Origin of the sequence: Pseudonocardia sp. 73-21 (assembly GCF_001899645.1) — a bacterium.
Classification (GTDB): domain Bacteria; phylum Actinomycetota; class Actinomycetes; order Mycobacteriales; family Pseudonocardiaceae; genus Pseudonocardia.
In genome coordinates, this window is sequence record NZ_MKVV01000091.1 from 254,847 (window position 1) to 278,000 (window position 23,154).

Here is a 23,154-nt window from a genome sequence, read left to right on the forward strand (position 1 = left end):
CACCCGTTGGAGGTCTCCACCTACGATGCGCTGCGTGGACCGCCCGGATACCGTCCTGGCCGGGGTCGTCGAGGCGCTCCCGGTCGGGATCTTCGCGGTCGACGCCTCCGGGCACGTCCTGCTGTGGAACGGCGCGGCGGAGCGGCTCACCGGCTGGGCGGCCGAGCGGGTCGTCGGCCACGACGTCTCGGGCTCCGGTCTCGACGCGCCCAGCGCCGCCCGCATCCTCGACGAGCTGCGTGCCGGCCGGACGTTCAGCGGACGGCTCCCCGCCGCCACCGCGACCGGCCACAACGTGTACTTCCGGGCCGCGCCCGGGCCGGGCGACACGATCGTCGGGATGATGCAGGACGTCGCCGACCACGCCGCCGAGGACGAGGCGTTCGCGCTGCTCGACGCGTTGTGGGAGACGGCACCCGTCGGGCTCGCCTACTTCGACAGCGACGGCCGCTACCGGCGCGTGAACGGCGCCGTCATCGACCTCGACGGCGGCACCGTCGACGAGCGCATCGGACGCACGCTCGAGGAGGTCCACGGCGAGACCGGCGCGGTGATCGCCGCGAGCCTGCACGCGACGCTCGCCGACGGCCGCACCCGCACCGACGTGCCGATCAGCGGCCGCACCTGGCACGGGCGCGGGCCCTACCAGGAGTGGCGGATGAACTTCTACGCCGTGCGCTCGCCGGAAGGGGCGGTCGTCGGCGGCGGTGTCGTGATCATCGACGTCACGACGTCCGAGCGCGACCGCCGCGAGCTGGCCGAGGTCGCGGCCCAGCGCGAGCACGCGCTCAACCGGTACCAGAGCCTCGTCGAGGCCACGAGCGCCGCCGTCTGGATCCGCGCCGCCGACGGCAGCGCCGAGTTCGACGCCCCCGGGCTGCGGGCGATCACCGGGCAGAGCGCCGCCGAGTACGCGGGCTGGGGGTTCCTCGACGCCGTGCACCCCGCCCATCGCGCCGACGTCGCCCGCGACTGGCGGGCGGCGGCCGTCGCGGACCCCGCCGGGGTGTTCACCCGCACCTACCGGCTGCGCACCGCGGACCGTGGCCACCGCTGGTTCCGGACCCGGGCGGTGCCGGTGCACGCGGGCGGGCGGGTCGTCGAGTGGGTGGGCACGGAGACCGACATCGACGAGGCCATGCGCGCCCGCGAGCGGCTCGACGTGCTGGCCGAGGCCACCTACGCGATGAAGGCCGCGCTGGAGCCGGAGGGTGAGCTCGCGGCGCTCGCCGACGCCGTCGTGCCGGGCTTCGCCGACGTCTGCCGGATCTACCTGCCCGATCCCGCGCCGCTGCGCACCGCGGCGGGTGCCGTCGCCGGGCGCCGGGCCGTCACCCGCGTGTCCGACGCCGTCGGCGAGGCGCCGCCGCGGGGCGAGCGGTTCTCCCTGGCCGCGAACCACCCGATCGCCGTGTGCACGCGCACGGCGGAGCCGATCCTCGTCGACCTGGTGGCGGAGCCGTCCCCGCCCTGGCGGAGCGCACCCGACCAGGAGAGCTGGGGCGCCGCTATCGGGATGACCTCGATGCTGGTGGCCCCGGTGACCGTGCGGGGCGAGGTCGTGGCCGTCCTGGTGTTCGTGGTGTGCGGTGACCGTCCGGTCTACACGGCCGACGATCTCGCGCTGGTCGCGGAGCTCGCCGAGCGGGCCTCGGTCGTGGTGGACGCGGCCGTGACGTTCCAGCGCAGCCGCCAGGTCTCGGTGGCCCTGCAGAGCGCGATGCTGTCGGACCCTCCGGCCCATCCGGGCCTCGACATCGAGGCGCGCTACCTGCCGGCCGTCGCGGAGCTGCAGGTCGGTGGGGACTGGTACGACGCGTTCCCGCTGCCCGGCGGCGACCTGGCCGTCGGCGTGGGGGACGTGGTCGGGCACGACCTGCGCGCGGCCGCCACCATGGGACAGCTCCGGAGCATGTTGCGGGGCCTCGCCCACGACTCGGCCCACGGTTCAGCGGCGGCTCCGTCCGCGGTGGTCGGCCGGCTGGACCGGGTGGCCTGCGGCCTGGCCGTCACCCCGTTCACCACACTGATCTACGGGCGGCTGTCGCGGCGCGACGGCCGCACCCTCTTCCGGTGGTCCAACGCCGGGCACCCGGCCCCGCTGCTGGTGGAGGCGGGCGGGGTCCCGCGGCTGCTCGGCGGCGCCGACGTGGTGCTCGGCGTGGACCCCGACGCCACCCGCCACGACCTGGAGGTCGAGCTCGTGCCGGGATCCACGCTGCTGCTCTACACCGACGGCCTGCTCGAGCGCCGCCACGACCCCGACGACCGCGCGAGCGCCGACCTGATCGCGCTCGTGGCGTCGTTCGTGCAGGCGCCGCTGGGAGTGTTCTGCGACCAGCTGGTGCGCGCCAACACCGCCGACACGGGCGACGACATCGCGGTGCTGGCCCTGCGGGTGCAGCCGTGACCCTGGACGACCTGGTCGCGCGGGCCCGCGCGCTCGCATCCGGTCCGGGGCGGGCGGTGCTGGGCATCACGGGCAGCCCCGGCGCCGGCAAGTCCACACTCGCCGAGGCGCTGCTCGGGGAACTGGGGCCGGGCGTCGCGCACGTCCCGATGGACGGGTTCCACCTCGCCGACGTCGCGCTGACCGCCCTCGGCCGCCGGGACGCGAAGGGGGCCCCCGACACCTTCGACGTCGGCGGGTACGTGGCCCTGCTGCGGCGGCTGCGCGCCGACGGCGAGGACGTGATCTACGCGCCGGCGTTCGAGCGGGACCTGGAGCAGCCGCTGGCCGGGGCCATCGCCGTGCCCCGTGCGGCCCGGCTCGTGCTGACCGAGGGCAACTACCTGCTGCTCGACTCCGGAGGCTGGGCGCAGGTGCGCCCGCTGCTCGACGAGGTGTGGTTCTGCGCTCCCGACGAGGGCCTGCGGCTCGCCCGGCTCACGGCCCGGCACGTCGCGTTCGGGAAGGACCCCGACCACGCCGTGTCCTGGGTGGCGTCCGTGGACGCGCCCAACGCCGAGCTGGTGGATGCCACCCGCGGCCGGGCCGATCTCGTCGTCCCGGCCGCGGTGCTGGACACGATCACTCCGCGGTGAGGTTCGCCTGCGCCCACACCGCGATCGCGTCGCGCAGGTAGGGCGCGAGCCCCGGCGCGACGGCCTCGTAGGTGGCGGTGAACCGCTCGTCGTCGACGTACATCCGCCCGAGGCCGATGTAGGCGTCCCGGCCCGGCGTCCAGAAGTGGCCGATCCACGCGTGGTGGCGGGTGACGATCGCCTGGACACCCGGGTCGTCGACGGGGGTGCCTGCGGCCATGGCGGCGGCGAGGTCCGCGTTCACCGCGTCGTTCTCGGCGGCGATCCGCCGCTCGTCGGCCTTCGTCATCCCCCGGGTGCGGCGCTGCGACTCCGCATAGGCCTCGGGCCAGCGCTCCTGCGCCTCGGCGGCGTAGGGGTCGTCGCGGAATCCCTCGAACAGGTCCTCGGCGGGCATGGTGGTTCCGTCCTCTCTCTCCTGGATGCCCGCCGCCACGGTGGCGGCGAGGGTGCGCAGGCGGTCGGCCTCCGACAGCAGCCGATCGCGGTGCCGGCGCAGGGCCGCCACCTCGTCGGCGTCGCCGTCGAGGACCGCGCCGATGTCGTCGAGCCCCAGCCCGAGCTCCCGCAGCACGAGGATGTGCTGCAGGCGCAGCAGCTGCGGCCGCTCGTAGAAACGCATCCCGCCCGACCCGGTGTGGGCGGGCGGCAGCAGCCCGAGGTGGTGGTAGTGCCGCAGCGTGCGGGAGGAGACCCGGGACATCCGGGCGACATCGGCGGTGGACCAGCGCATGCGGAGAACGGTAGGAGTTGACGCAGCGTCAACCGCAAGGGTTTCTAGGTGCGGGGGAGCCGGTCCACGGAACCGGGGGCGCGCCCGACCCGGATGTCGCAGCGGATGGTGTCCCCGTCCAGGCCCGTCAGCTCGGCGATCAGCGCCCGTGCCGCGTCGTCGGCCTCCGGCATGCCGGCGACGCTGGTGGCGGCCTCGATCTCGGGCACGTAGAGCACCAGGCGGCGGTCGGCGAGCCAGGCGACGACCTGGAACGTACGTGCGTCCGCGGCTGCCACCCGTCCACGGTAGCCGCCGGGCACGGCTAACCGCAGGGGTTGACGAGGGTGCACTCGGGGCGGGGCGTGGGCGGGGCCGGGGTCGCCGGTGGGGCGCCGGGTGCGGGGGTGGCGGCCGCTCCACCTGCCGGGACGCCGGGCCCGGGGGCGCCGGGGGCCGGCGCGCCGGCGGCGGCCGGGTCGGGCGGCCCGGCCGCGGGGGGCGGGGGAGCCACCGGGGTCGCCGCCGCGGCGCGGGGCGGCGGAGGCTGCTCGTTGGCCGCGAGCTCCGACGGGGCCTCGCCGATCGCGCGGAAGGGGGCGAAGTCCTGCACGGGCTGGTCGGCGACGGCGGCCTTCATCACCTGCTGCCACACGTCACCGGGCAGGCTCTTGCCCTCGATCGGGGTGCCCGACGCGGTGCGGATGGGCGAGTTCATGTCGGTGCCCATCCACACCGCCGTCGCGATCGACGGGGTGAAGCCCGCCATCCAGGCGTCGTTGTTCTGACCCGGGAACCGCGACTGGACCGTGCCGGTCTTGGCGGCCACCGGACGGTTGCCGGGCAGCGCCAGGTCGTCCGCGGGTGCCACGTCGAGCATCGCCTCGGTGACGTTGCGGGCCACCCGCTCGGGGAAGCGCTGCTCGCCGTCGGTGGGGGCCTGGTAGAGCACCCGCCCGTCCGCGGTGGTCACCGACGTCACCAGGTGCGGCTGGTGCCAGACGCCGCCCGCCGCGATCGTCGCGTACGCCGAGGCCAGGTCGAGCGGGGTGGTCTCCTTGTTGCCGAGCGCGATGCCCGAGGTCGGGTTGTCCAGGGGCGTGGTGATGCCGGCCGAGCGGGCCGCGGCGGCCACGTTCTCCGGACCCACCTTCTGGGCCAGCGAGTTGAACACGACGTTGTTGGAGATCGTCATGGCCTGCTTGAGGTCGCACCTCGCGCAGTTGGCGCCGTCGTCGTTGCGCAGCCCGGGCACCGGCTCGCCGCTGAACGTCTCGCCGAGGCCGATCGGGGGGTCCTGCTGCAGCGCCGCGAGCACCACGAACGGCTTGAACGTGGAGCCCGGCAGCCGCTCGACGCGCGCGTAGTCCAGCCCGAGCCCGTTGTCGCCGCCGTAGTAGGCGAGCACGCTGCCCGTCTGCGGGTCGATCGAGACGACGGCGCTGCGCAGGTTCACCGGCTGGCCGGTGAGCGTGTCGTGCGCGGCGTCGACGGCGGCCTTCTGCCGGGCCGGGTCGATGGAGGTGGTGATCCGCAGGCCCTGCTGGGCCAGGTCCTGCTCGGTGATGCCGAGCTCCTCCAGCTCCGCGGTGACGGCCGAGACGATGTGGCCGTTGGCGTCCGACGGCACCCCGCCCGCGGTCGAGCGGCGGGGCACCGTGGCCGGGAACTGGGCGGCCTTGCGGCCCTGCGGCGTCAGCCAGCCCTGGCTCACCATGCCGTCGAGCACGAACGTCCAGCGCTGCACGGCCCGCTCGGGGCTCACGGCGGGGTCCCAGCGCGACGGCGACTGGATCACCCCGGCCAGCACGGCGCCCTCGGTGGTGGTCAGTTCCTGCACGTTCTTGCCGAAGTAGGCCTGGCTGGCGGCCTGGATGCCGTAGGCGCCGCGGCCGAAGTAGATGGCGTTGAGGTAGTCGCCGAGGATCTGGTCCTTCGTCCTCTCCTGGGAGATCTTGACCGAGAGGATGATCTCCTTGTACTTGCGCCACAGCGTCTGCTGGTCGCCGACCAGGGTGTTCTTGACGTACTGCTGCGTGATCGTCGAACCGCCCCCGACGCCGCCGCGCAGCTGGTTCCAGGCGGCGCGCAGGATGCCGGAGATGTCGAAACCGGGGTTGGAGTAGAAGGAGCGGTCCTCCGCCGAGAGCACGGCCTCGCGCACCGGCACCGGCACGGCGTCGATCGGCACCTTGATCCGGTTACCGGCCTCGGGCACGAGCTTCGTCAGCGAGGTGCCGTCGTCGTAGTTGATCAGCGCGACCTGGTTGTTGACCGCGTCGTCGGGGCTCGGCACGGAGAACAGCAGGTAGCCGATCACGAACGCCAGCACGGGGCCGAGCACGACCGTCGCGACCGCGGCGAGGAGCGCCCGCCGGATCCAGCGCCTGCTCCTGTGGGGTGGACGGCGGCGGCCCCGGCCCGGCACGGCGTCGATGATCTCGGTGGAGTCGGGGACGCGGTGGCGGGCGGAGTCCTCCGGGTTGCCGGCCTGCTTGCGCCCGGCCGGGGGTCGCCACCAGCCGACGGTCTCGGGGTGGGTGCTGCGCGGGCTCGGCAGTGGACGTTCGGGAGAACGGGTCGAATGTGCTCCGGTCACTCGGTCTCCACCTCCTCGTGCAGCGCCACCCCCGGTGATCCAACGGACCGTTTCGGGGGCGCGGTGTGGAGTAACCGGTGACATCACCCGATGGATGGCACTTCCGCGGTTCCGCGACCGGCTCGGCGGCCCGATCCGGCCACGCTGTGTAGCCGGCCTCCGTCGTACGGCCGTACCCCTACCGCCGCGTAACCTCGTGGGTGCGGCCCGTCCGGCGGGCCCAGGAGGAGGCGGGTCCATGCGGCGCACCGCGGTTCTGGTGGGGCTGGCGGGGGTACTGGCGGCGGCGGGGGCGCGGCGCCCGGTGCTGCGCCGGTGGCCGTCGTCGATCGTGCAGGCGGCCCCGTGCCTGCCCGCGTCCGAGCTGCCCGGGGTCCTGATGGCGGTGCAGGCGGCGGTCGGCGGGCTCGCGGCCGTCCGGGGCGGGCGGCTGGGCCCGCTGGCGAACCTGGCCGCCGTGGCCGCGCTGGCCGGACTCCGCGGCGACGCCGACCGCTCGGCCCTCGCCCTCGCCGACGCCGTGGGCGGTCCGGAGCCCGGTCCGGCGCCCGGGAGGCCGGTCGCCGGCCGCGCCGCCCGGAAGAGGTACCTGAGGCTCGCCGACGTCGCCTACGGTGACGATCCGGCCCAGCGGCTCGACGTCTGGGCGCGCCCCGATCTCGATCTCTCCGGACGGGCCCCGGTGCTCGTCCAGGTGCACGGCGGCGGCTGGACCGGCGGTTCCCGCGTGACGTCCGGGTCGCCGCTGATGGCCCACCTCGCCGAGCACGGCTGGGTCTGCGTCACGGTCGACTACCGGCTCGGCCCGGACCACCGCTGGCCGGCCCAGATCGTCGACGTCAAGAGCGCGATCGCCTGGGTGAAGGACAACATCGCCGCCCACGGGGGCGACCCGGCGTTCGTCACCATCAGCGGTGGGTCCGCCGGTGGGCACCTCGCCTCGCTGGCCGCCCTGACGCCGAACGACCCGGTGTTCCAGCCCGGGTTCACCGACGCCGACACCACCCTCGCCGCCGCGGTGCCGCTCTACGGCGTGCACGACTTCAGCATCGACGAGCACGGCCTGCACCACACCGTCGAGAAGAGCCTCACCGGCACCCGCTTCGCCGACGACCCGGACACGTGGCGCGCCGCCTCGCCGTTGCACCGCGCCGGCCCGGACGCCCCGCCGTTCCTCGTGATCCACGGCAGCGCCGACACGATCGTCTCCGTCAACCAGTCCCGTCGGTTCGTCCACCGGCTGCGCGAGGTCAGCGCGCAGCTGGTGGGCTTCGCGGAGCTGCCGCACGCCCAGCACTCGTTCGACGAGTTCCCGACCGCCCGCACCGGTCACACGGTGCGGGCGGTGCACCGGTTCCTGGCGGGAGTCCACGCACATCGGTTGTCCGCGGTGAGCGTGGGCTGATGTGCTGACCGCCCCACGCGAGGAGCTCCGAGATGACCGCTGTGTCGCCGCCCGTCCACCAGGCCGACACCGGAGCACCGTTCGCGGATCCGCACCCTCGGCATCGTCGCGCCCGTCGACGCCGTAAGACGCGGTGCGGGACGAGGTCTCGCCCGACGTCGTCCCGATGACGACGGTGCGCGGCCAGGGCACGCGGCCTGCCCGCGCGACGCCCTGCCGGTACGGGTGGCCTTCCGTCCGCCCCGTACAGATGACGATCTTCTTCGGTCACGTCTGTGTCGCGGGCATCCAGCAGGAGCTCGCCGCAGCCGAGCCCACGGGGGAGCGGCCGTCGCGCTCTACGAGCGGCTGGGCTGGCGGCTGGTGGAGCGGCGGCTGGCGGACTGGACGACGCCGGACGGTCGACGCCTGCCGGTGCGGATCTACGCCGCCCCGGCCTGACGACAGGTCAGTGCTGCGAGTCCGCCAGCCGCTTGCGGGACGCGGCGATCTCCAGCTCGGCGGCCGCGCGGCCCTCCCACGACGCCCCCTCGACGCTCTTGCCCGGCTCGAGATCCTTGTAGATCTCGAAGAAGTGCTGGATCTCGGCGCGGTGGAACTCCGGGAGGTGGTGGATGTCGCGCAGGTGGTCCAGGCGGGGGTCGGTGGCGGGGACGCAGAGGAGCTTGTCGTCGCCGCCGGCCTCGTCGGTCATCCGGAACATGCCGATGGTGCGGCACAGGACGAGCACGCCGGGGAACAGCGGGTCGCCGACGGTGACGAGCAGGGCGTCGAGCGGGTCGCCGTCCTCGCCGAGGGTGTTCTCGACGAAGCCGTAGTCGCCGGGGTACTGGGTGGCCGTGAACAGCGTCCGGTCGAGCCGGATGCGGCCGCTCTCGTGGTCGACCTCGTACTTGTTGCGACTGCCACGGGGGATCTCGATGAGCACGTCGAACTCGATGGGGTTGGCCACGACGCTGAACCTACAGGGAACCCACGGCACGACGGAGGGCCGCTTCCGCCTCGCGGGCGATCTGTTCGACGACCTCCGCGGCCGGTCGCAGGTCCGTGATGAGGTCGACGGCCTCGCCCGCCCACACCGCGACGTGATCGAGATCGCCGCGGGCGACGGCATCCTGGTGCGCACGACGGGCCGGCGCGTCGGCGCGCAGCTCGTCCTCGCGGCCCTGCCACTCGTCCACGAAGCGGTTGCGCAGCGCCCGCCCGGTCCACTGCGACGGCCAGGCGGAGTCGCGGCCGATGTCGAGCAGCGTGCTGCGGTCGGTGCGGTCGCCGGTGCCCCCGACGATGGCCTTGCCCACCTCGGGCGCCTCCAGCGCCTCGAACGTGGCCTGGAAGCGCGTGCCGACGAGCACCCCGGCGGCGCCGAGGGTCAGGGCGGCGGCCAGGCCGCGGCCGTCGCCGATGCCGCCTGCGGCGAGCACGGGCACGTCACCGGCGATGTCGACGACGGCCGGGACGAACGGCAGCGTCGCGCGCCCGCCGCCGTGTCCGCCGGCCTCGGTCCCTTGCGCCACGACGACATCGGCACCGACGTCGAGGGCGCGGCGGGCCTCCTCCAGGTCGGTCACCATCACGATCAGCGGCACGCCCGCGGCCAGTACCGGCGCGGCCAGCGGGACCGGGTCGCCGAACGACAGCAGCACCGCCGACGGTCCGTGCTCCAACGCCCGGGAGACGGCGTCCGGCGCCGCGGCCCAGCACAGGAATCCGACGCCCCACGGGGCTGTCGAGCCGTCGACGATCGCCAGCTCGCGATCGAGCCAGGCGCGCTCGCCGCGACCGGCGCCGACCAGCCCCAGCCCGCCGCCCGACGACACCGCCGCGGCCAGCGCGCCCCCGGCCGAGCCGGCCATCGCGGCCGAGGCGATCGGGTGCCGGACGCCGAAGAGCTCGGTGAACGCCGTGTTCACGTGAGCAGCGCGGCCATGCGCTCGCGCAGGAGCGTGGCGGCGGAGTACGGCCGGACCAGGACCGTCAGCTCGGTGAGCTGACCACCGGATCCGTGCAGGATGTCGACGCCGTGGCACTCCCTGTCCCCGACGCGGCACGCGAACTCGAGCACGTGGCCGGTGGGGCCCTCGTAGGCCGCTGTGTAGCGGAAGTCCTCGAAGACCACCATCACGGCGGACAGGATGGCGTGCAGCGCCTCCCGCCCCACGTAGGGCTTGTGCACGACGGGGGAGTGGAAGACGACGTCGGGCGTGAACAGCGCCACCGCCGCGTCGACGTCCTTGGCCTCTACCGCAGCCTGGAAATCGGAGTACATGGGGCTATCACACCACGGCCGGTGCGACCGCCTCGGAGAGCAGCTCGTAGGAGCGGATCCGGTCCCGCGCGCCGTGCGTGCTGGTGGTGACCATCAGCTCCTGCACCCCGGTGCGCTCCACCAGCTCCCGGACGCCGTCGCGGACCGTCTCCGGTGAGCCGATGACCTGCCCGGCCAGCCGGTCCTCGACGAACGCCAGCTCCTGCGGCGAGTACGGGTAGGCCTCGGCCTCCTCGACCGTCGGGACGAGGCCGGGGTTGCCCATCCGCAGGCGCAGGAACTGCAGCGCACCGGGCATCGCGAGTCGTCGGGCTTCGGCGTCCGACGAAGCGGCCAGCACCGCTGTGCAGATCATCGAGTACGGCTCGGTCAGCACGCCCGGCCGGAACGTGTCGCGGTAGAGCGCCAGCGCGGCCAGGGTGTTCTCGCCGCTGAAGTGGTGGGCGAACGCGAACGGCAGCCCGAGCAGGCCGGCGACCTGGGCGCTGTAGCCGCTGGAGCCGAGCAGCCACATGTCGGGCTTCTGGCCGTGCGCGGGGACGGCCACGACCGGGCCCTCGCCACGGAAGTAGGCGGCCAGCTCCTGCAGGTGCTCGGGGAAGTCGTCGACGCCCAGGGCGTCGGTGCCGCGGCGCAACGCCCGGGCCGTGCGCGGGTCGGTGCCCGGCGCGCGTCCGATGCCGAGGTCGATGCGGCCGGGGTGCAGCGCGTCCAGCATGCCGAACTGCTCGGCGATCACGAGCGGCTGGTGGTTGGGCAGCATCACCCCGCCGGACCCGACGCGGATCGTGGAGGTGGCGCCGGCGAGGTGCGCGATGAGCACCGCGGGCGACGAGCTGGCGATGCCCGGCATGCCGTGGTGCTCGGCCACCCAGTAGCGGTGGTAGCCGAGCTCCTCGACGCGCCGGATCAGGGCGGTACTGGAGGCCAGCGCCGCGGTGGGCGTCGAGCCGGAGCCGATGGGGACGAGGTCGAGCACGGAGAGAGGCACCACGTCCCCTGCAACCGGCGGGTGCCGGAAGTTCTTCCCGACGGTCCGGGGCTGCTCCGTCTGCGCGCGCCGCAGGGCCGTTCGGAAGGCCGCGGTGAATCCGGATGATGCAACGGGCATACGGGAAAAGGGCTGACGGCGTCTGCTCCGGACCGCTCGTGCATGATGATCCACGGGAAAGGAACCGCGTTTGACTTCATGGGGCGAGGAACTTAAGAGGCTCCTTCTGACGCCGGGAGCCGTCTACGCCTGTGTGGCTGACGGTAGGACCGGAGAAATCATTTCGCAGGCCGGGGACGGATCGGTCACCCCGGCCGTCGTCGTGGACTGGGGAATGGTGGTCGGAACGGTTCTCGACGATGCCGGTGGTGATGAGCTCGAGGATCTGATGATCACATCACGCCGGTCGTACCGACTGCTGCGCGTCCTGGAGGCCGGCTCCCGGTGTCCGGTGCTGGTGCACCTCTGCCTCGACCGCGCACGGTCCAACCTCGCGCTGGCCCGCAGGGAGCTGGCCACGGTGCGGGTCGGCACCCTCGCGCACGAGGAGCCGACCCCCGCGCCGCTGACCTCACCTGCGACACCTGCGACACCTGCGACACAGTGGTCATCGAGCCGCACCTTCGGCGCGTGGCGTCCGGCGGCGGGGGACGGGCCCGCACCGCCGGGGTCCGTCGCCGTGCCGTTGCCCCGACGCGTCGTCGCCCAGCCCCGGCCGGCTCCGGCACCGGTCCCGGCCGAGGTTCCCGCCCGCCTCCGGCCGGTGCTGGCGCAGCACTGGTCGACGGACCGGGACACGTTGGGCCGGCTGCTCGATGCGCTGCGGGCGCTGACATGACCGGACGCAGCGAATTCACCATTCGACGGGCGGCGTCGAGACTCATGCCGTGGATCCGCTATGGTCGCCCGGCAGAATTGGGAAAGATCGTCGAAACGGTATCCGACACCCCGTCGGGCCGACCTGTGATGGAGGCGTACATGAGCAACATCGAGCGCTCGCTGGATATGGCGGCGAATATCAAGGGCGCATTCGCGGTGGCGCTGGTCGACTACGACAGCGGGATGACGCTGGGCTCACGGGGCGGGAGCCCGGAGTTCGACCTCGACGTGGCCGCGCCGGGCAACAGCGAGGTCATCCGCACCAAGTTCGAGGTCATGCAGAAGCTGGGCCTGCGGGAGACGATCGAGGACATCCTCATCACCCTCGACACCCAGTACCACCTGATCCGGCCGGTCCACGGCAGCGGCGACGAGAAGATGTTCCTCTACCTGGTGCTCAACCGGGCCCAGGCCAACCTCGCCATGGCGCGGCGCGACCTGCGGATCATCGAGCAGCAGTTCTACATGACCGGCCCGGCCGGGCGACCGGTCCCGACCGCGCAGGACGGCGGGGCGTTCTTCCCCGCGAACGCCGGTCAGCGCTGAGCGACCCGCCAGCCGGAGGACTGCGGTGCGCGCCCGGGTCGAGGAAGCCGCCCGGCACCGGTACGCGGTGACGGTCCGGGCGGACGGGCTCGCCGCGGTGCTCGACCCGTTGCTCCTGCGCGGCCGCGGGGTCGCGGCCGCGGCGCTCGTGGACGTCGACAGCGGCATGGTGCTCGACACCTGGCCGCCGCCCGATGAGGACGTGGCTTCTGGCGCCGACAGGCCCACGGCCGACCCGTGGCCGGGCCACGCCGAGCTGCTGCGGGTGGCTCTGCGCCTGGCCCCGGCCGGTGCGGCGGAACGGGCCGACGGTGCGGCGTACGAGGTGGTGGTGCACCGCGGCGCCGACCTCCACCACGTCGTCGCCCTCGTGCCGGATCCGCACGGCGGGTGGCTGGGGCTCGCCGTCGAGGTCCGCGGCTCGCGCCGGGCGCTCGACCGGGCCCGGCGCCGGATGCGGGCGGTACCCCGGCCCGCCCTCACCGCCGGGCCGACCACGGCGCGCCGACCGCGCGCCGACGGCGGGTGGGGCCTGCTGATGTCCCCACCGCCCGGACCGCCGGCGGAACGATCCGTCCGGGTTGGTCCCGGAGGGCTCCCGGGATCGCTGTTCCACCCCGTCCGGGCTCCGGGCGGCCCCGCCCCGCAGCGCCCGGTCGCCGTGGCGGCCGGTGCCCACGACGGTCGCCCCGCTCCACCGTCGGCGCTCCCGCCCCCGCGGCGCTGAGCCGTTCGTCGCACCCGACGTTGGGCTGGACGGGCGGACCGACGGGGCTCCCGACCCGCCCGGCACGATGAACGACCCGACGTCAGGAGTGACCCGTGCTCGATGCCGTGCTGGCCGAACTGCTGGCGCGCACGGGGGCCCGAGCCGCGCGCCTGGTCGACGCGCGGACGGGTACCCAGCTCGCCGAGGCCGGCGCGAACGCCGGCGACGACGTGGCCACGCTCGTCCGGCTCGCGCGCGACGCCGCCCCGGTGGCCGCCGCGAGCGGTGGGATGGAGGACCTCGTCCTGGCCACCCCCCGGGCGGTGCACGTGCTGCGGGGGCTGCCCGGCGCGTTCCTGCACGTACGGGTCGAGGACCTCGCGAGGGTCGCGGGCGTGCGCCACGAGCTGGCCTCGCCGGCCCTGCAGCGGGCCGTGGCCACGGCACTCACCCCCGAGGAGCCCGGGCTGCCCCGCCCACGGACACCCTCCGACGGGTCCGACAGCCTGCCCGCCCTGGCCACGTTGGGCGCGGGGGCCCGCCGTCCGGCCCGGACCGGCGCGCTGGCGGTGCTGGCGCTCTCGCCCGACGCCCCCGCCGCCCTGCCCCGGCGCGGATCGCCGCGCCCGCCCGCGGTACCCGCCGTGCTGAACCAGAACTGGGCGATCGACATCGGGATCATGCAGCGGCTCGTCGCGGGCCTGCATCGCCTGAACTGAATGAAACCCGATGGAGGGCCACCTCTAGCATCGAGAGGTCAGTTCCGGCAGACCTTCCTGGAGGCACCTCGTGTCCGCGCCCGCAGCCAGCCCCCCGTCCGCCCCCGTCCGGGTGCCGGTCGGGACGACGGCGGGTGCCGCCGTCCGTGAGGCGGGCCTGCCCACCAGCGGTCCGAGCGCGGTGGTCGTCGTGCGGGACGCCGCCGGGGTCCTCAAGGACCTCTCCTGGGTCCCCGACGTCGACGCCGTGGTCGAGGCCGTGGGCGCCGACACCGAGGACGGCCGCAGCGTCATCCGGCACTCCGCGGCGCACGTGCTCGCCCAGGCCGTGCAGCAGTTGTTCCCCGAGGCCAAGCTGGGCATCGGCCCGCCGATCACCGACGGCTTCTACTACGACTTCGACGTCGAGCGGCCTTTCACCCCCGAGGACCTCACCAAGCTCGAGTCGGCGATGAAGAAGATCGTCAAGGCCGGGCAGCGGTTCTCGCGGCGGTCCTACGACTCGCTCGACGACGCCCGCAAGGAGCTCGCCGACCAGCCCTACAAGCTCGAGCTGATCGAGCTCAAGGGCGGCGCCGACGACGGCGAGGTCATGGAGGTCGACGCCTCCGGCGAGCTCACCGCCTACGACAACGTGCACGCCCACACCGGCGATGTCGTGTGGTCGGACCTCTGCCGCGGCCCGCACATCCCCACCACCAGGTTCATCCCGGCGTTCAAGATCCTGCGCAGCGCCGCCGCGTACTGGCGCGGCGACCAGAACAACGCGCAGCTGCAGCGCATCTACGGCACCGCGTGGGAGTCGGGCGAGGCCATGGACGCCTACCTCACCCGCGTCGCCGAGGCGGAGCGCCGCGACCACCGGCGCCTCGGCCAGGAGCTGGACCTGTTCTCGTTCCCCGACGAGCTGGGCTCGGGCCTGCCGGTCTTCCACCCCAAGGGCGGCATCGTCCGCCGGGAGATGGAGGACTACTCGCGGCGCCGCCACGAGGAGGCGGGCTACGAGTTCGTCTACTCGCCGCACATCACCAAGTCGAAGCTCTACGAGATCTCCGGGCACCTCGACTGGTACGCCGACGGCATGTACCCGCCCATGCACCTCGACGAGGAGCGCAACGCCGCGGGGGAGGTCACCAAGCCCGGCCAGGACTACTACCTGAAGCCGATGAACTGCCCCATGCACATCCTGATCTTCGACGCACGCGGGCGGTCGTACCGGGAGCTGCCGCTGCGGGCGTTCGAGTTCGGGTCGGTGTACCGCTACGAGAAGTCCGGCGTGATCCACGGGCTCACCCGCGTGCGCGGCATGACCCAGGACGACGCCCACATCTTCTGCACCGACGACCAGGTGCAGGACGAGCTGAAGTCGCTGCTGAAGTTCGTGCTCGACCTGCTGCGCGACTACGGCCTCGACGACTTCTACCTCGAGCTCTCCACCCGCAACCCGGAGAAGTCCGTCGGCACCGACGACATGTGGGAGCGGTCCACCGCCGCCCTGCAGGAGGCCGCGGAGGAGTCGGGCCTGGAGCTCGTGGCCGACCCGGGCGGCGCCGCGTTCTACGGCCCGAAGATCTCCGTGCAGGTCAAGGACGCCATCGGACGCACCTGGCAGATGTCCACCATCCAGCTCGACCTCAACCTGCCCGAGCGGTTCGGTCTGACCTACACCGCCGCCGACGGCACCCGGCAGCGCCCGGTGATGATCCACCGCGCGCTGTTCGGCTCCATCGAGCGCTTCTTCGGGGTGCTCACCGAGCACTACGCGGGCGCGTTCCCGGCGTGGCTGGCGCCCGTGCAGGTCGTGGCGATCCCGGTCACCGACGAGCAGGTGGCCGCGGCCGACGAGATCGCCGGGCTGCTCCGCGCCCAGCGGGTGCGGGTGGACGTCGACGCCGGCGACGACCGGATGCAGAAGAAGATCCGCACCCACACCATGCAGAAGGTGCCGTTCATGCTGCTCATCGGCGCCCGTGACGTCGAGGCGGGTGCGGTGAGCTTCCGGTTCCGCGACGGCACCCAGCGCAACGGGGTGCCCGTGGCCGAGGCCGTGCAGACGATCGTCGACTGGATCGCGAGCCGCAACAACGCCAGCCCCACGGCCGAGCAGTAGTGCCGACGTACACGAGCACCGTCGTCTCCCCGCTGCACATCGGGGTGGCGGTGGTGTTCGCCGTGGCCGCCGTCGTGGCCGCGTCGATCGACGGGCAGTGGTGGATCGGCGTGCCGGTCGCGCTGGTGATCCTGTTGATCGGGGTCCACGTGGGTGTGGTGCAGCTGGTCGTCGGGCCCGAGGAGGTCCGGGCCGGACAGGGCCCGTGGGGCGGTGGGCGGCGCATCCCGGTCGCCGAGATCGCCGACACCCAGGCCGCCGAGCTCACGTTCGGCCAGGTGCTCGGGGTCGGGCTGCCCACCGGTGCGAAGCCCGGCCGCCCCGCCCCCGAGCGGCCCACGAGCCGGCTCACCGTCCGGCCCGGGCCCACCCTGCTGCTGGTGCTGCACACCCGCGAGCGCATCTGGGTCAGCACGGCCGACCCGGCCGCGGCCGCTTCGGCGCTGCGTACCTAGGATCAGCGCCCATGAGCGGCGCACCGGTGCTGGAGCCGATGGACGGTGTGGGGGACCCCGACGGGTTCCGCCGGCTCTGGACGCCGCACCGGATGGCCTACATCAAGGACACCAGCGACGAGGGCTGCCCGTTCTGCCGCATCCCGTCGCTGCCCGACGAGGACGGCCTGGTGGTGGCCCGCGGCGAGGCCGTGTACGCGGTGCTCAACCTGCACCCCTACAACCCGGGCCACCTCATGGTGCTGCCCTACCGGCACGTCGCCGGGCTGGAGGACCTCACCCCGGCCGAGTCGGCCGGGCTGATGGCGTTCACCCAGCAGGCCGTGCGCACGATGAAGCAGGTGGCGGCCCCGCACGCGTTCAACGTGGGGATCAACCTGGGCACCGTCGCGGGCGGGTCGCTCGCCGACCACCTCCACCAGCACGTCGTGCCGCGCTGGGGCGGCGACTCCAACTTCATCGCCGTGGTCGGCCAGACGAAGGTGATCCCGCAGCTGCTCTCGGAGACCCGTGCGCTGCTCGCGGAGGCGTGGCCGGGGGCCCACGCGCCCTCGGACTAGGCTGGACGCGTCGGCACCACCCCGCGGCAGACCAAGCAGGAGTCCATGCTCAACGTCTTCGCCCGCGTGCACGTCAACCGCGTGGCCGATCCGCTCGCGCGGCGGCTGCTGGCGCTCGGCGTCACCCCCGACGCCGTGACGGTGGCGGGCACAGTCGGCAGCGTCGCGTCGGCGGTGTGGTTCCTGCCCCGCGACCAGCTGCTCGTCGGCACCCTCCTGATCTGGTTCTTCGTGATGTTCGACCTCGTCGACGGTGCGATGGCCCGGGCCCGCGGCCACAGCACGCCCTTCGGCGCCGTGCTCGACTCGGCCTGCGACCGTGCCGCCGACGGGACCCTGTTCGCCGCGCTGGCCTGGTGGTGCCTCGGGGTCGGGCAGAACCGGCTCCTCGGCGTCGCCGCGCTCGTGTGCCTGGTGTCCGGGCAGCTCGTCTCCTACGTCAAGGCGCGCGCGGAGGGACTGGGGCTCTCGGCCGACGGCGGGCTCGTCGAGCGGGCGGAGCGGCTGATCCTCGCCCTGGTGGGCACCGGCCTGCACGGGCTCGGGGTGCCCTACGCGCTCGACGTGGCGCTGTGGCTGCTCGCGGTGGGGTCGCTGTGGACGGTGGGGCAGCGGATCCTGTCGGTGTACCGCAGCGCCCAGGCGCTCCCGCCGGCCCCTCCGGTGCCGTGACCCTCGCGCAGACCATCTCGGCACGCCTGACCGATCTCGAGTACGCGGCCGCCTGGCGGCTGGTGCGGGCCCTGCCCGAACCGGTGGCGCTCGGCGCGTTCCGGCTCGGGGCCGATCTCGCCGCCCGCCGCGGCGGGACCGGGGCGCGGCAGCTGCGGGCCAACCTGCGCCGCGCCGCGCCGGGTGCCGACCTCGACGTCCTCGTCCGCGACGGCCTGCGCAGCTACGCGCGCTACTGGTGCGAGGCGTTCCGGCTGCCGTCGATGGACCCCGCCGACGTCCACGCCCGCACGCGGGTCACCGGGCCCGGGCCGTTCGCCGAGGCCCTCGACGACGGGCGTGGCGTCGTGCTCGCCCTGGTGCACAGCGGGAACTGGGACGCGGCGGGCGTGTGGCTCGTCGAGACACTGCGCCGTCGCGGGCTCGAGCCGTCGTTCACGACGGTGGCGCAGCGATTGGCACCGGAGTCGGTCTACCGGCGGTTCGTGGCCTACCGGGAGGCGCTGGGGTTCGAGGTGGTGGCCGCCGAGGGCGGTTCCGCCACCCACCGCGCGCTGACGTCGCGGCTGCGGTCCGGCGGGGTCGTCTGCCTGCTGGCCGACCGGGACGTGACGGGCACCGGGGCCGAGGTGTCGTTCCTCGGCGCGCCGACCACGATGCCCACCGGACCCGCGCGGCTGGCCGCGCTGACCGGCGCGCTGCTGCTGCCCACCCACGCCTGCTTCACCCCCGACGGGTGGTCGCTCGACTTCGCCGACCCCGTGCCCGTGCCCGGCCGCGCCGACGTCGGCCGTCATGACGTCGGCGGGGCCACGCAGGCGCTGGCCGACGCGTTCGGCGTGCTCGTCTCCCGCGCCCCCGCCGACTGGCACGTGCTGCAGCCGATCTGGCGCGAGCCGTGACCCCACTGCGCATCGGGATCGTCTGCCCGTACTCGCTCGACGTCCCCGGCGGGGTGCAGACGCACGTGCTGGGTCTCGCGCGGGCCCTGATCGCCCGGGGCCACGCGGTCGACGTGCTCGCGCCGTCGGAGGGGGCGGGGCCGCTGCCCGACTTCGTGACCCCGGCCGGGCGCGCGCTGGGCGTGCCCTACAACGGGTCGGTGGCGCGGGTCGCGGTCGGGCCCCGCTCGTACGCTCGGGTGCGCCGCTGGCTCACCGACCACCGCTTCGACGTCCTGCACCTGCACGAGCCCACCACGCCGAGCCTGTCGGTGCTGGCGCTGCAGCTGGCCGACGGCCCGATCGTCGTCACGTTCCACACCGCCACCGAGCGCTCCCGGGCGCTCAGCGCGTTCGGTGGGATGCTGCGGCCGCTGATGGAGAAGGTCACCGCCCGGATCGCCGTGTCGCCGCTCGCCCGCCGCGTGCAGGTCCAGCACCTGGGCGGGGACGCGGTGGAGATCCCGAACGGCGTCGACCTCGCGGCCGGCGGGCCCCCGCGGCCCGTGCCCGCACGCGGCACGACGGTGGGCTTCCTCGGCCGCTTCGACGAGCCGCGCAAGGGCATGGCGCAGCTCCTGGACGCGGTGCGCACGCTCGCGCCCGACCGTCCGGACCTGCGGGTGCTCGTAGTGGGTCGCGGTGACGCGTCCTCGCTGCGGCGCGCGGCCGGGCCGGTGGCCGACCGCCTCGACGTCCTCGGCCCGGTGGACGACGCCGGCAAGGCCGCGGCCCTGCGCGCGATGGACGTCTTCTGCGCCCCCAACACCGGGGGGGAGAGCTTCGGGATGGTGCTCACCGAGGCGATGGCGGCCGGCACGCCGGTGCTCGCGAGCGACCTGGACGCGTTCCGGGCGGTGCTCGGTGACGCCGGTGAGGTGTGCGCGCCGGGTGATCTCGCGCCGCGGCTGGCCGCCCTGCTGGACGACCCCGTGCGGCGGGCGGGCTACGCGGCGGCGGGCCGGGCCCGCGCGGCGGAGTTCGCGTGGCCGGTGGTGGCGGCGTCGGTCGAGCGGGTCTACCGGGCCGCCGTGGCCGCCGACCCGCGGGGGATCGCGCCGCCGAGGGTGTCGTGACGATCTCGGCGCTGGTGGTGGGCGCGCTGCTGCTGGTGTGGTTGGTGGTCGTGTGCGTGACGCGGGTCCGGCGGCTGGACCGCCTGCACGTGCGCATGGACGCCGCCCGCGCCGGGCTCGCCCTCGCGCTGGAACGACGCCGGTCCGCGGCTGCGCCCGCGTCCGGGCCCGTCGTGGGCGCGGCCGTCGCGGCGGCGCGGGCTGTCGACCCGGGGGACCGGGAGGCGGCGGAGAACGCGCTCGGGCGGGCCCTGGCCGCACTGGACCGCTCCACCCTGCCCGAGGCCGCCCGTCACGAGCTGGCCGAGGCCGAGCAGGCCGTCGCGCTCGCCCGGCGCGTCCACAACGACGCGGTGCGCGACACCCTCGCGCTGCGGTCCCGGCGGCTGGTGCGCTGGCTGCACCTCGCGGGCACCGCACCGATGCCCGCCTACTTCGAGATCGCCGACCCCGCGGGTGTGACGGCCCCCGCAGCCGCGCCGGTGAACAGGGCCGCGCCGCCGCGCTGACGTAGGATCGGTGGTCTGTCCGTCCCGAGGATCCACTCGACCGAGAGGTACCACCGTGTCGTCCGACCAGCCCGTTTCCGGCAGTGCAGTTGACCCTGGGGCAGGCCCCCAGCAGGGCACCGCGCGCGTCAAGCGCGGGATGGCCGAGATGCTCAAGGGCGGCGTCATCATGGACGTCGTCGACGCCACCCAGGCGAAGATCGCCGAGGACGCCGGCGCCGTCGCCGTCATGGCGCTGGAACGCGTGCCCGCCGACATCCGCGCACAGGGCGGCGTCGCCCGGATGAGCGACCCGGACATGATCCAGGGCATCATCGACGCCGTCTCGATCCCCGTCATGGCCAAGGCGCGCATCGGTCACTTCGTCGAGGCCCAGGTGCTGCAGTCGCTCGGCGTCGACTACATCGACGAGTCCGAGGTGCTCACCCCGGCCGACGAGGCCAACCACATCGACAAGTGGCCCTTCACCGTCCCGTTCGTCTGCGGCGCCACCAACCTGGGCGAGGCCCTGCGGCGGCTCGCCGAGGGCGCGGCCATGATCCGCTCGAAGGGCGAGGCCGGCACCGGCAACGTCGTCGAGGCCACCCGGCACATGCGCTCCATCCGCGGCGAGATCCGCCGGCTCGGCACCCTCGACGCGAACGAGCTCTACGTCGCGGCCAAGGAGCTGCAGGCCCCGTACGAGATCGTCGCGGAGGTCGCGCGCGCCGGGAAGCTGCCCGTCACGCTGTTCACCGCCGGTGGCATCGCCACCCCGGCCGACGCCGCGATGATGATGCAGCTCGGCGCCGAGGGCGTGTTCGTGGGCTCGGGCATCTTCAAGTCCGGCGACCCGGCCCAGCGCGCCGAGGCCATCGTCAAGGCCACCACGTTCTTCGACGACCCCGACGTGATCGCCAAGGTGTCGCGTGGGCTGGGGGAGGCCATGGTCGGCATCAACATCTCCGACCTCCCGGCGGAGCAGCGCTACGCCGGCCGCGGCTGGTAACTCTCCGTCGCACGATCGGGTTACTCGTACAACCGTTCGACCGTTCGTCGCTCCGCTCATCGCCGCCGGACGCCCGATCATCGCGATCAGGCCCGGCGGCGATGACGTTCCGTTAACCCGATGGAGCCCCATTGGGTTCTCGTTAGGGTGACTCGGCCGTTTTCTGTAACGAACCTGCTTAGTGTCCTGCCCTGTTGAGGATGTGACGTGAGTGGCAGGGGAGCTTGATGAGGCGGTACGTGACCATCGGGGGCATCGTCGTGGCGACGGTGCTCGTCGGCTCGGCGGTGGCCTACGCGGGGCCGGAGGTCCTGGCTCCACGGGCCGTGTCCGTGGCGGCCCCCGACCAGCCCGGCCCCACCGGATCCGCGGACCCGTCCGTGGCGTCGCCGGCGGCTCCACCCGCGGCCGGGGCGCCGTGCCCGCCCACCCCGGTGACACCGCCGCCGGCCGGAGCCGCGCCGACCACCGCGCCGACCACCGCGCCGACCACCGCGCCGACCACCGCGCCGACCACGCCGGCAGGCCCGCCCGCTGTCGCCGCTCCGACGACCGAACCTGCGCCCACCACGGAGCCGGCCCCGTCCACCCTGCCCATCCCGGCAGGCGGGGCGTTCCAGGCGGCCCCGGCCAAGGCGGTCCCGGACGTGCCCGCCGCGGGAGGCGGGTCGACCGAGGGTGCCCCCAGCGCCGAGAGCGACAGCCACGACGGGCCCGGGGACGGGAAGTCCGGCGCCCATGACCAGGAGGGGTCGGACAGGCGGGGTTCGGACAAGCCGGGCTCCGAGATCCAGGATTCCGGCATGCAGGACTCCGACCACCACGGTTCGGGCGATCAGGGTTCGGGCGGCCACGATTCGGGAAGCCAGGATCCGAGCGCGCAGAAGCCCGGCGAGCAGAGCGGTGCCGACATGAACGGTTCGACCCCCCGGTCCACCCCTGCTCCGGCGACCCCCGCCCCGACCACCGCCGCTCCGGTCGCTCCCGCTCCGGTCGCTCCTGCGCCCGGTGTCTGCGCCCCGTCGACCACGTCCCCGCCCACCCCCGACACCAGCGCCGCGACCACGTACGGGTGGGGCACCCCGAGCCGGGTCGAGAACTTCGACGGCCCCCTCGACAGCAGCTGGGGCGTCTACGACGGCCCCGGCCACAACGGCGCCGGCCGCCGCACTCCGGATGCGATCAAGGTCGCCGACGGCATCATGACGATGACCGGCGACGAGCAGGGCAACAGCGGCGGCATGGCCTGGCAGCCCGGCCAGCGCTACGGCCGGTGGGAGGCGCGCGTGCGCTCGCACGCGGGCGACCCCGACTACCACGCCGTCCTGCTGCTGTGGCCGGACGCGGAGAACTGGCCGGTCGGCGGCGAGATCGACTTCATGGAGATCTCCGACCCGACCCGCCAGAACACGCAGATGTTCCTGCACTACGGCCAGGACAACCAGCAGGTGCAGGGCTCGGTCGACATCGACGCCACCCAGTGGCACGACTGGGCCGTCGAGTGGTCGCCCACCGGCGTCACCGCCTACGTCGACGGCAAGGAGTGGTGGAGCACCAAGGACACCAGCATCCTCCCGCCCGGCCCCATGCACCTGACCATCCAGCTCGACAACTTCGGCGGCACCACCATGAAGAAGACCTCGATGGACGTCGACTGGGTGAAGCAGTACGCGATCACCCCGGGCGCCGCCGCGGCGAAGACCGCCGAGGGTGCGCTCGACCCGGTCGGCTCCGCCGCGGGCGGGCTCGTCGAGGGTGCGGCCGACGCCGTCGGGCAGGCCACCCGCCCGCTGACCGAGGGCGCCCCCGACCCGATCCCGGCCGTGACGGGCCTCGTGCCGAACGTGGTTCGCGGCTGACCACAGACCAGGGGCGGGCGCAGAGCTGGGGAGCGACTGCGCCCGCCCCCACTCCCCACCCGGGAGTGATCGCGATCCACCGCACCGCAGCGCCCCGGCCGGGCCCCCCG

Annotated in this window: 23 protein-coding genes; 16 read left to right on the forward strand and 7 right to left on the reverse strand. The window is 74.1% G+C overall.

Annotation, left to right across the window (positions count from 1 at the left end):
- Window positions 1-34: 34 nt before the first annotated feature.
- The gene (locus BGP03_RS29130; RefSeq protein ID WP_298799115.1) at window positions 35-2,410 is read left to right on the forward strand and encodes a SpoIIE family protein phosphatase; all 2,376 of its coding nucleotides are present in this window, start codon (window positions 35-37) and stop codon (window positions 2,408-2,410) included.
- Complete coding sequence (locus BGP03_RS29135) at window positions 2,407-3,045, forward strand: nucleoside/nucleotide kinase family protein (protein WP_296368421.1); 639 nt, start codon at window positions 2,407-2,409, stop codon at window positions 3,043-3,045. Before BGP03_RS29130 ends, BGP03_RS29135 begins: the two co-directional genes overlap by 4 nt.
- Here the strand turns inward: BGP03_RS29135 and BGP03_RS29140 are convergent.
- From BGP03_RS29140 to BGP03_RS29150, 3 genes are read right to left on the reverse strand one after another with little or no spacing between them, the layout of a single operon-like run.
- Complete coding sequence (locus BGP03_RS29140) at window positions 3,032-3,778, reverse strand: MerR family transcriptional regulator (RefSeq protein WP_298799116.1); 747 nt, start codon at window positions 3,776-3,778, stop codon at window positions 3,032-3,034. The two genes, BGP03_RS29135 and BGP03_RS29140, sit on opposite strands and share 14 nt — an antisense overlap.
- Before the next feature lie 44 nt (window positions 3,779-3,822).
- Window positions 3,823-4,056, reverse strand: coding sequence for a hypothetical protein (locus BGP03_RS29145; protein WP_298799117.1), 234 nt, complete (start codon window positions 4,054-4,056; stop codon window positions 3,823-3,825).
- 26 nt (window positions 4,057-4,082) lie between these two features.
- On the reverse strand, window positions 4,083-6,356 hold the full coding sequence (locus BGP03_RS29150; protein WP_298799118.1) for a transglycosylase domain-containing protein: 2,274 nt from the start codon (window positions 6,354-6,356) through the stop codon (window positions 4,083-4,085).
- Window positions 6,357-6,594: 238 nt separating this feature from the next.
- Here BGP03_RS29150 and BGP03_RS29155 point away from each other — a divergent pair, with 238 nt between their 5' ends.
- Entirely contained in the window at window positions 6,595-7,761 is a 1,167-nt protein-coding gene (locus BGP03_RS29155) for an alpha/beta hydrolase (protein ID WP_298799119.1), read from the forward strand.
- Between the two features lie 448 nt (window positions 7,762-8,209).
- On the opposite strand, the gene BGP03_RS29160 is transcribed toward BGP03_RS29155, so the two are convergent.
- From BGP03_RS29160 to BGP03_RS29175, 4 genes are read right to left on the reverse strand one after another with little or no spacing between them, the layout of a single operon-like run.
- Window positions 8,210-8,701, reverse strand: a complete 492-nt coding sequence (locus tag BGP03_RS29160) for an inorganic diphosphatase (protein ID WP_296368558.1) — start codon at window positions 8,699-8,701, stop codon at window positions 8,210-8,212.
- Between the two features lie 22 nt (window positions 8,702-8,723).
- The gene (locus BGP03_RS29165) at window positions 8,724-9,674 is read right to left on the reverse strand and encodes a nitronate monooxygenase (RefSeq protein ID WP_296368430.1); all 951 of its coding nucleotides are present in this window, start codon (window positions 9,672-9,674) and stop codon (window positions 8,724-8,726) included.
- Window positions 9,671-10,030, reverse strand: a complete 360-nt coding sequence (locus BGP03_RS29170) for a nuclear transport factor 2 family protein (protein ID WP_296368432.1) — start codon at window positions 10,028-10,030, stop codon at window positions 9,671-9,673. Before BGP03_RS29170 ends, BGP03_RS29165 begins: the two co-directional genes overlap by 4 nt.
- A gap of 7 nt (window positions 10,031-10,037) precedes the next feature.
- Window positions 10,038-11,021 (reverse strand): LLM class flavin-dependent oxidoreductase, encoded by a 984-nt coding sequence (locus BGP03_RS29175; protein WP_296368434.1) that lies wholly within the window; start codon window positions 11,019-11,021, stop codon window positions 10,038-10,040.
- Between the two features lie 388 nt (window positions 11,022-11,409).
- Between BGP03_RS29175 and BGP03_RS29180 the strand changes: the two genes are divergently transcribed.
- From BGP03_RS29180 to BGP03_RS29240, 13 genes are all read left to right on the forward strand, one after another.
- A complete protein-coding gene (locus BGP03_RS29180; protein ID WP_298799120.1) occupies window positions 11,410-11,859 on the forward strand; it encodes a hypothetical protein in 450 nt (149 codons plus the stop codon).
- A gap of 140 nt (window positions 11,860-11,999) precedes the next feature.
- A complete protein-coding gene (locus BGP03_RS29185) occupies window positions 12,000-12,446 on the forward strand; it encodes a hypothetical protein (protein ID WP_296368439.1) in 447 nt (148 codons plus the stop codon).
- A gap of 25 nt (window positions 12,447-12,471) precedes the next feature.
- Window positions 12,472-13,173 (forward strand): hypothetical protein, encoded by a 702-nt coding sequence (locus BGP03_RS29190; RefSeq protein ID WP_298799121.1) that lies wholly within the window; start codon window positions 12,472-12,474, stop codon window positions 13,171-13,173.
- A 95-nt stretch (window positions 13,174-13,268) separates the two neighbouring features.
- Window positions 13,269-13,874 (forward strand): hypothetical protein, encoded by a 606-nt coding sequence (locus BGP03_RS29195; protein WP_296368443.1) that lies wholly within the window; start codon window positions 13,269-13,271, stop codon window positions 13,872-13,874.
- Window positions 13,875-13,944: 70 nt separating this feature from the next.
- Window positions 13,945-15,984 (forward strand): threonine--tRNA ligase, encoded by a 2,040-nt coding sequence (gene thrS, locus BGP03_RS29200; RefSeq protein WP_298799122.1) that lies wholly within the window; start codon window positions 13,945-13,947, stop codon window positions 15,982-15,984.
- Window positions 15,984-16,439, forward strand: coding sequence for a hypothetical protein (locus BGP03_RS29205; protein WP_296368447.1), 456 nt, complete (start codon window positions 15,984-15,986; stop codon window positions 16,437-16,439). Before thrS ends, BGP03_RS29205 begins: the two co-directional genes overlap by 1 nt.
- Window positions 16,440-16,450: 11 nt before the next feature.
- On the forward strand, window positions 16,451-16,999 hold the full coding sequence (locus BGP03_RS29210; protein ID WP_296368449.1) for an HIT domain-containing protein: 549 nt from the start codon (window positions 16,451-16,453) through the stop codon (window positions 16,997-16,999).
- A gap of 45 nt (window positions 17,000-17,044) precedes the next feature.
- Window positions 17,045-17,671 carry a phosphatidylinositol phosphate synthase gene (gene pgsA / locus BGP03_RS29215; protein WP_298799123.1) on the forward strand — a complete coding sequence of 209 codons (627 nt, stop codon included), beginning with the start codon at window positions 17,045-17,047 and terminating at the stop codon, window positions 17,669-17,671.
- On the forward strand, window positions 17,668-18,573 hold the full coding sequence (locus BGP03_RS29220) for a phosphatidylinositol mannoside acyltransferase (RefSeq protein ID WP_296368452.1): 906 nt from the start codon (window positions 17,668-17,670) through the stop codon (window positions 18,571-18,573). The genes pgsA and BGP03_RS29220 overlap by 4 nt, the downstream gene beginning before the upstream one ends.
- 5 nt (window positions 18,574-18,578) lie before the next feature.
- Window positions 18,579-19,688 (forward strand): glycosyltransferase family 4 protein, encoded by a 1,110-nt coding sequence (locus BGP03_RS29225; protein ID WP_296368560.1) that lies wholly within the window; start codon window positions 18,579-18,581, stop codon window positions 19,686-19,688.
- Entirely contained in the window at window positions 19,685-20,197 is a 513-nt protein-coding gene (locus BGP03_RS29230) for an NUDIX hydrolase (protein WP_296368455.1), read from the forward strand. Before BGP03_RS29225 ends, BGP03_RS29230 begins: the two co-directional genes overlap by 4 nt.
- A 55-nt stretch (window positions 20,198-20,252) precedes the next feature.
- A complete protein-coding gene (gene pdxS / locus BGP03_RS29235; protein WP_296368457.1) occupies window positions 20,253-21,185 on the forward strand; it encodes a pyridoxal 5'-phosphate synthase lyase subunit PdxS in 933 nt (310 codons plus the stop codon).
- A gap of 227 nt (window positions 21,186-21,412) precedes the next feature.
- On the forward strand, window positions 21,413-23,044 hold the full coding sequence (locus BGP03_RS29240) for a family 16 glycosylhydrolase (RefSeq protein WP_298799124.1): 1,632 nt from the start codon (window positions 21,413-21,415) through the stop codon (window positions 23,042-23,044).
- Window positions 23,045-23,154: the final 110 nt, after the last annotated feature.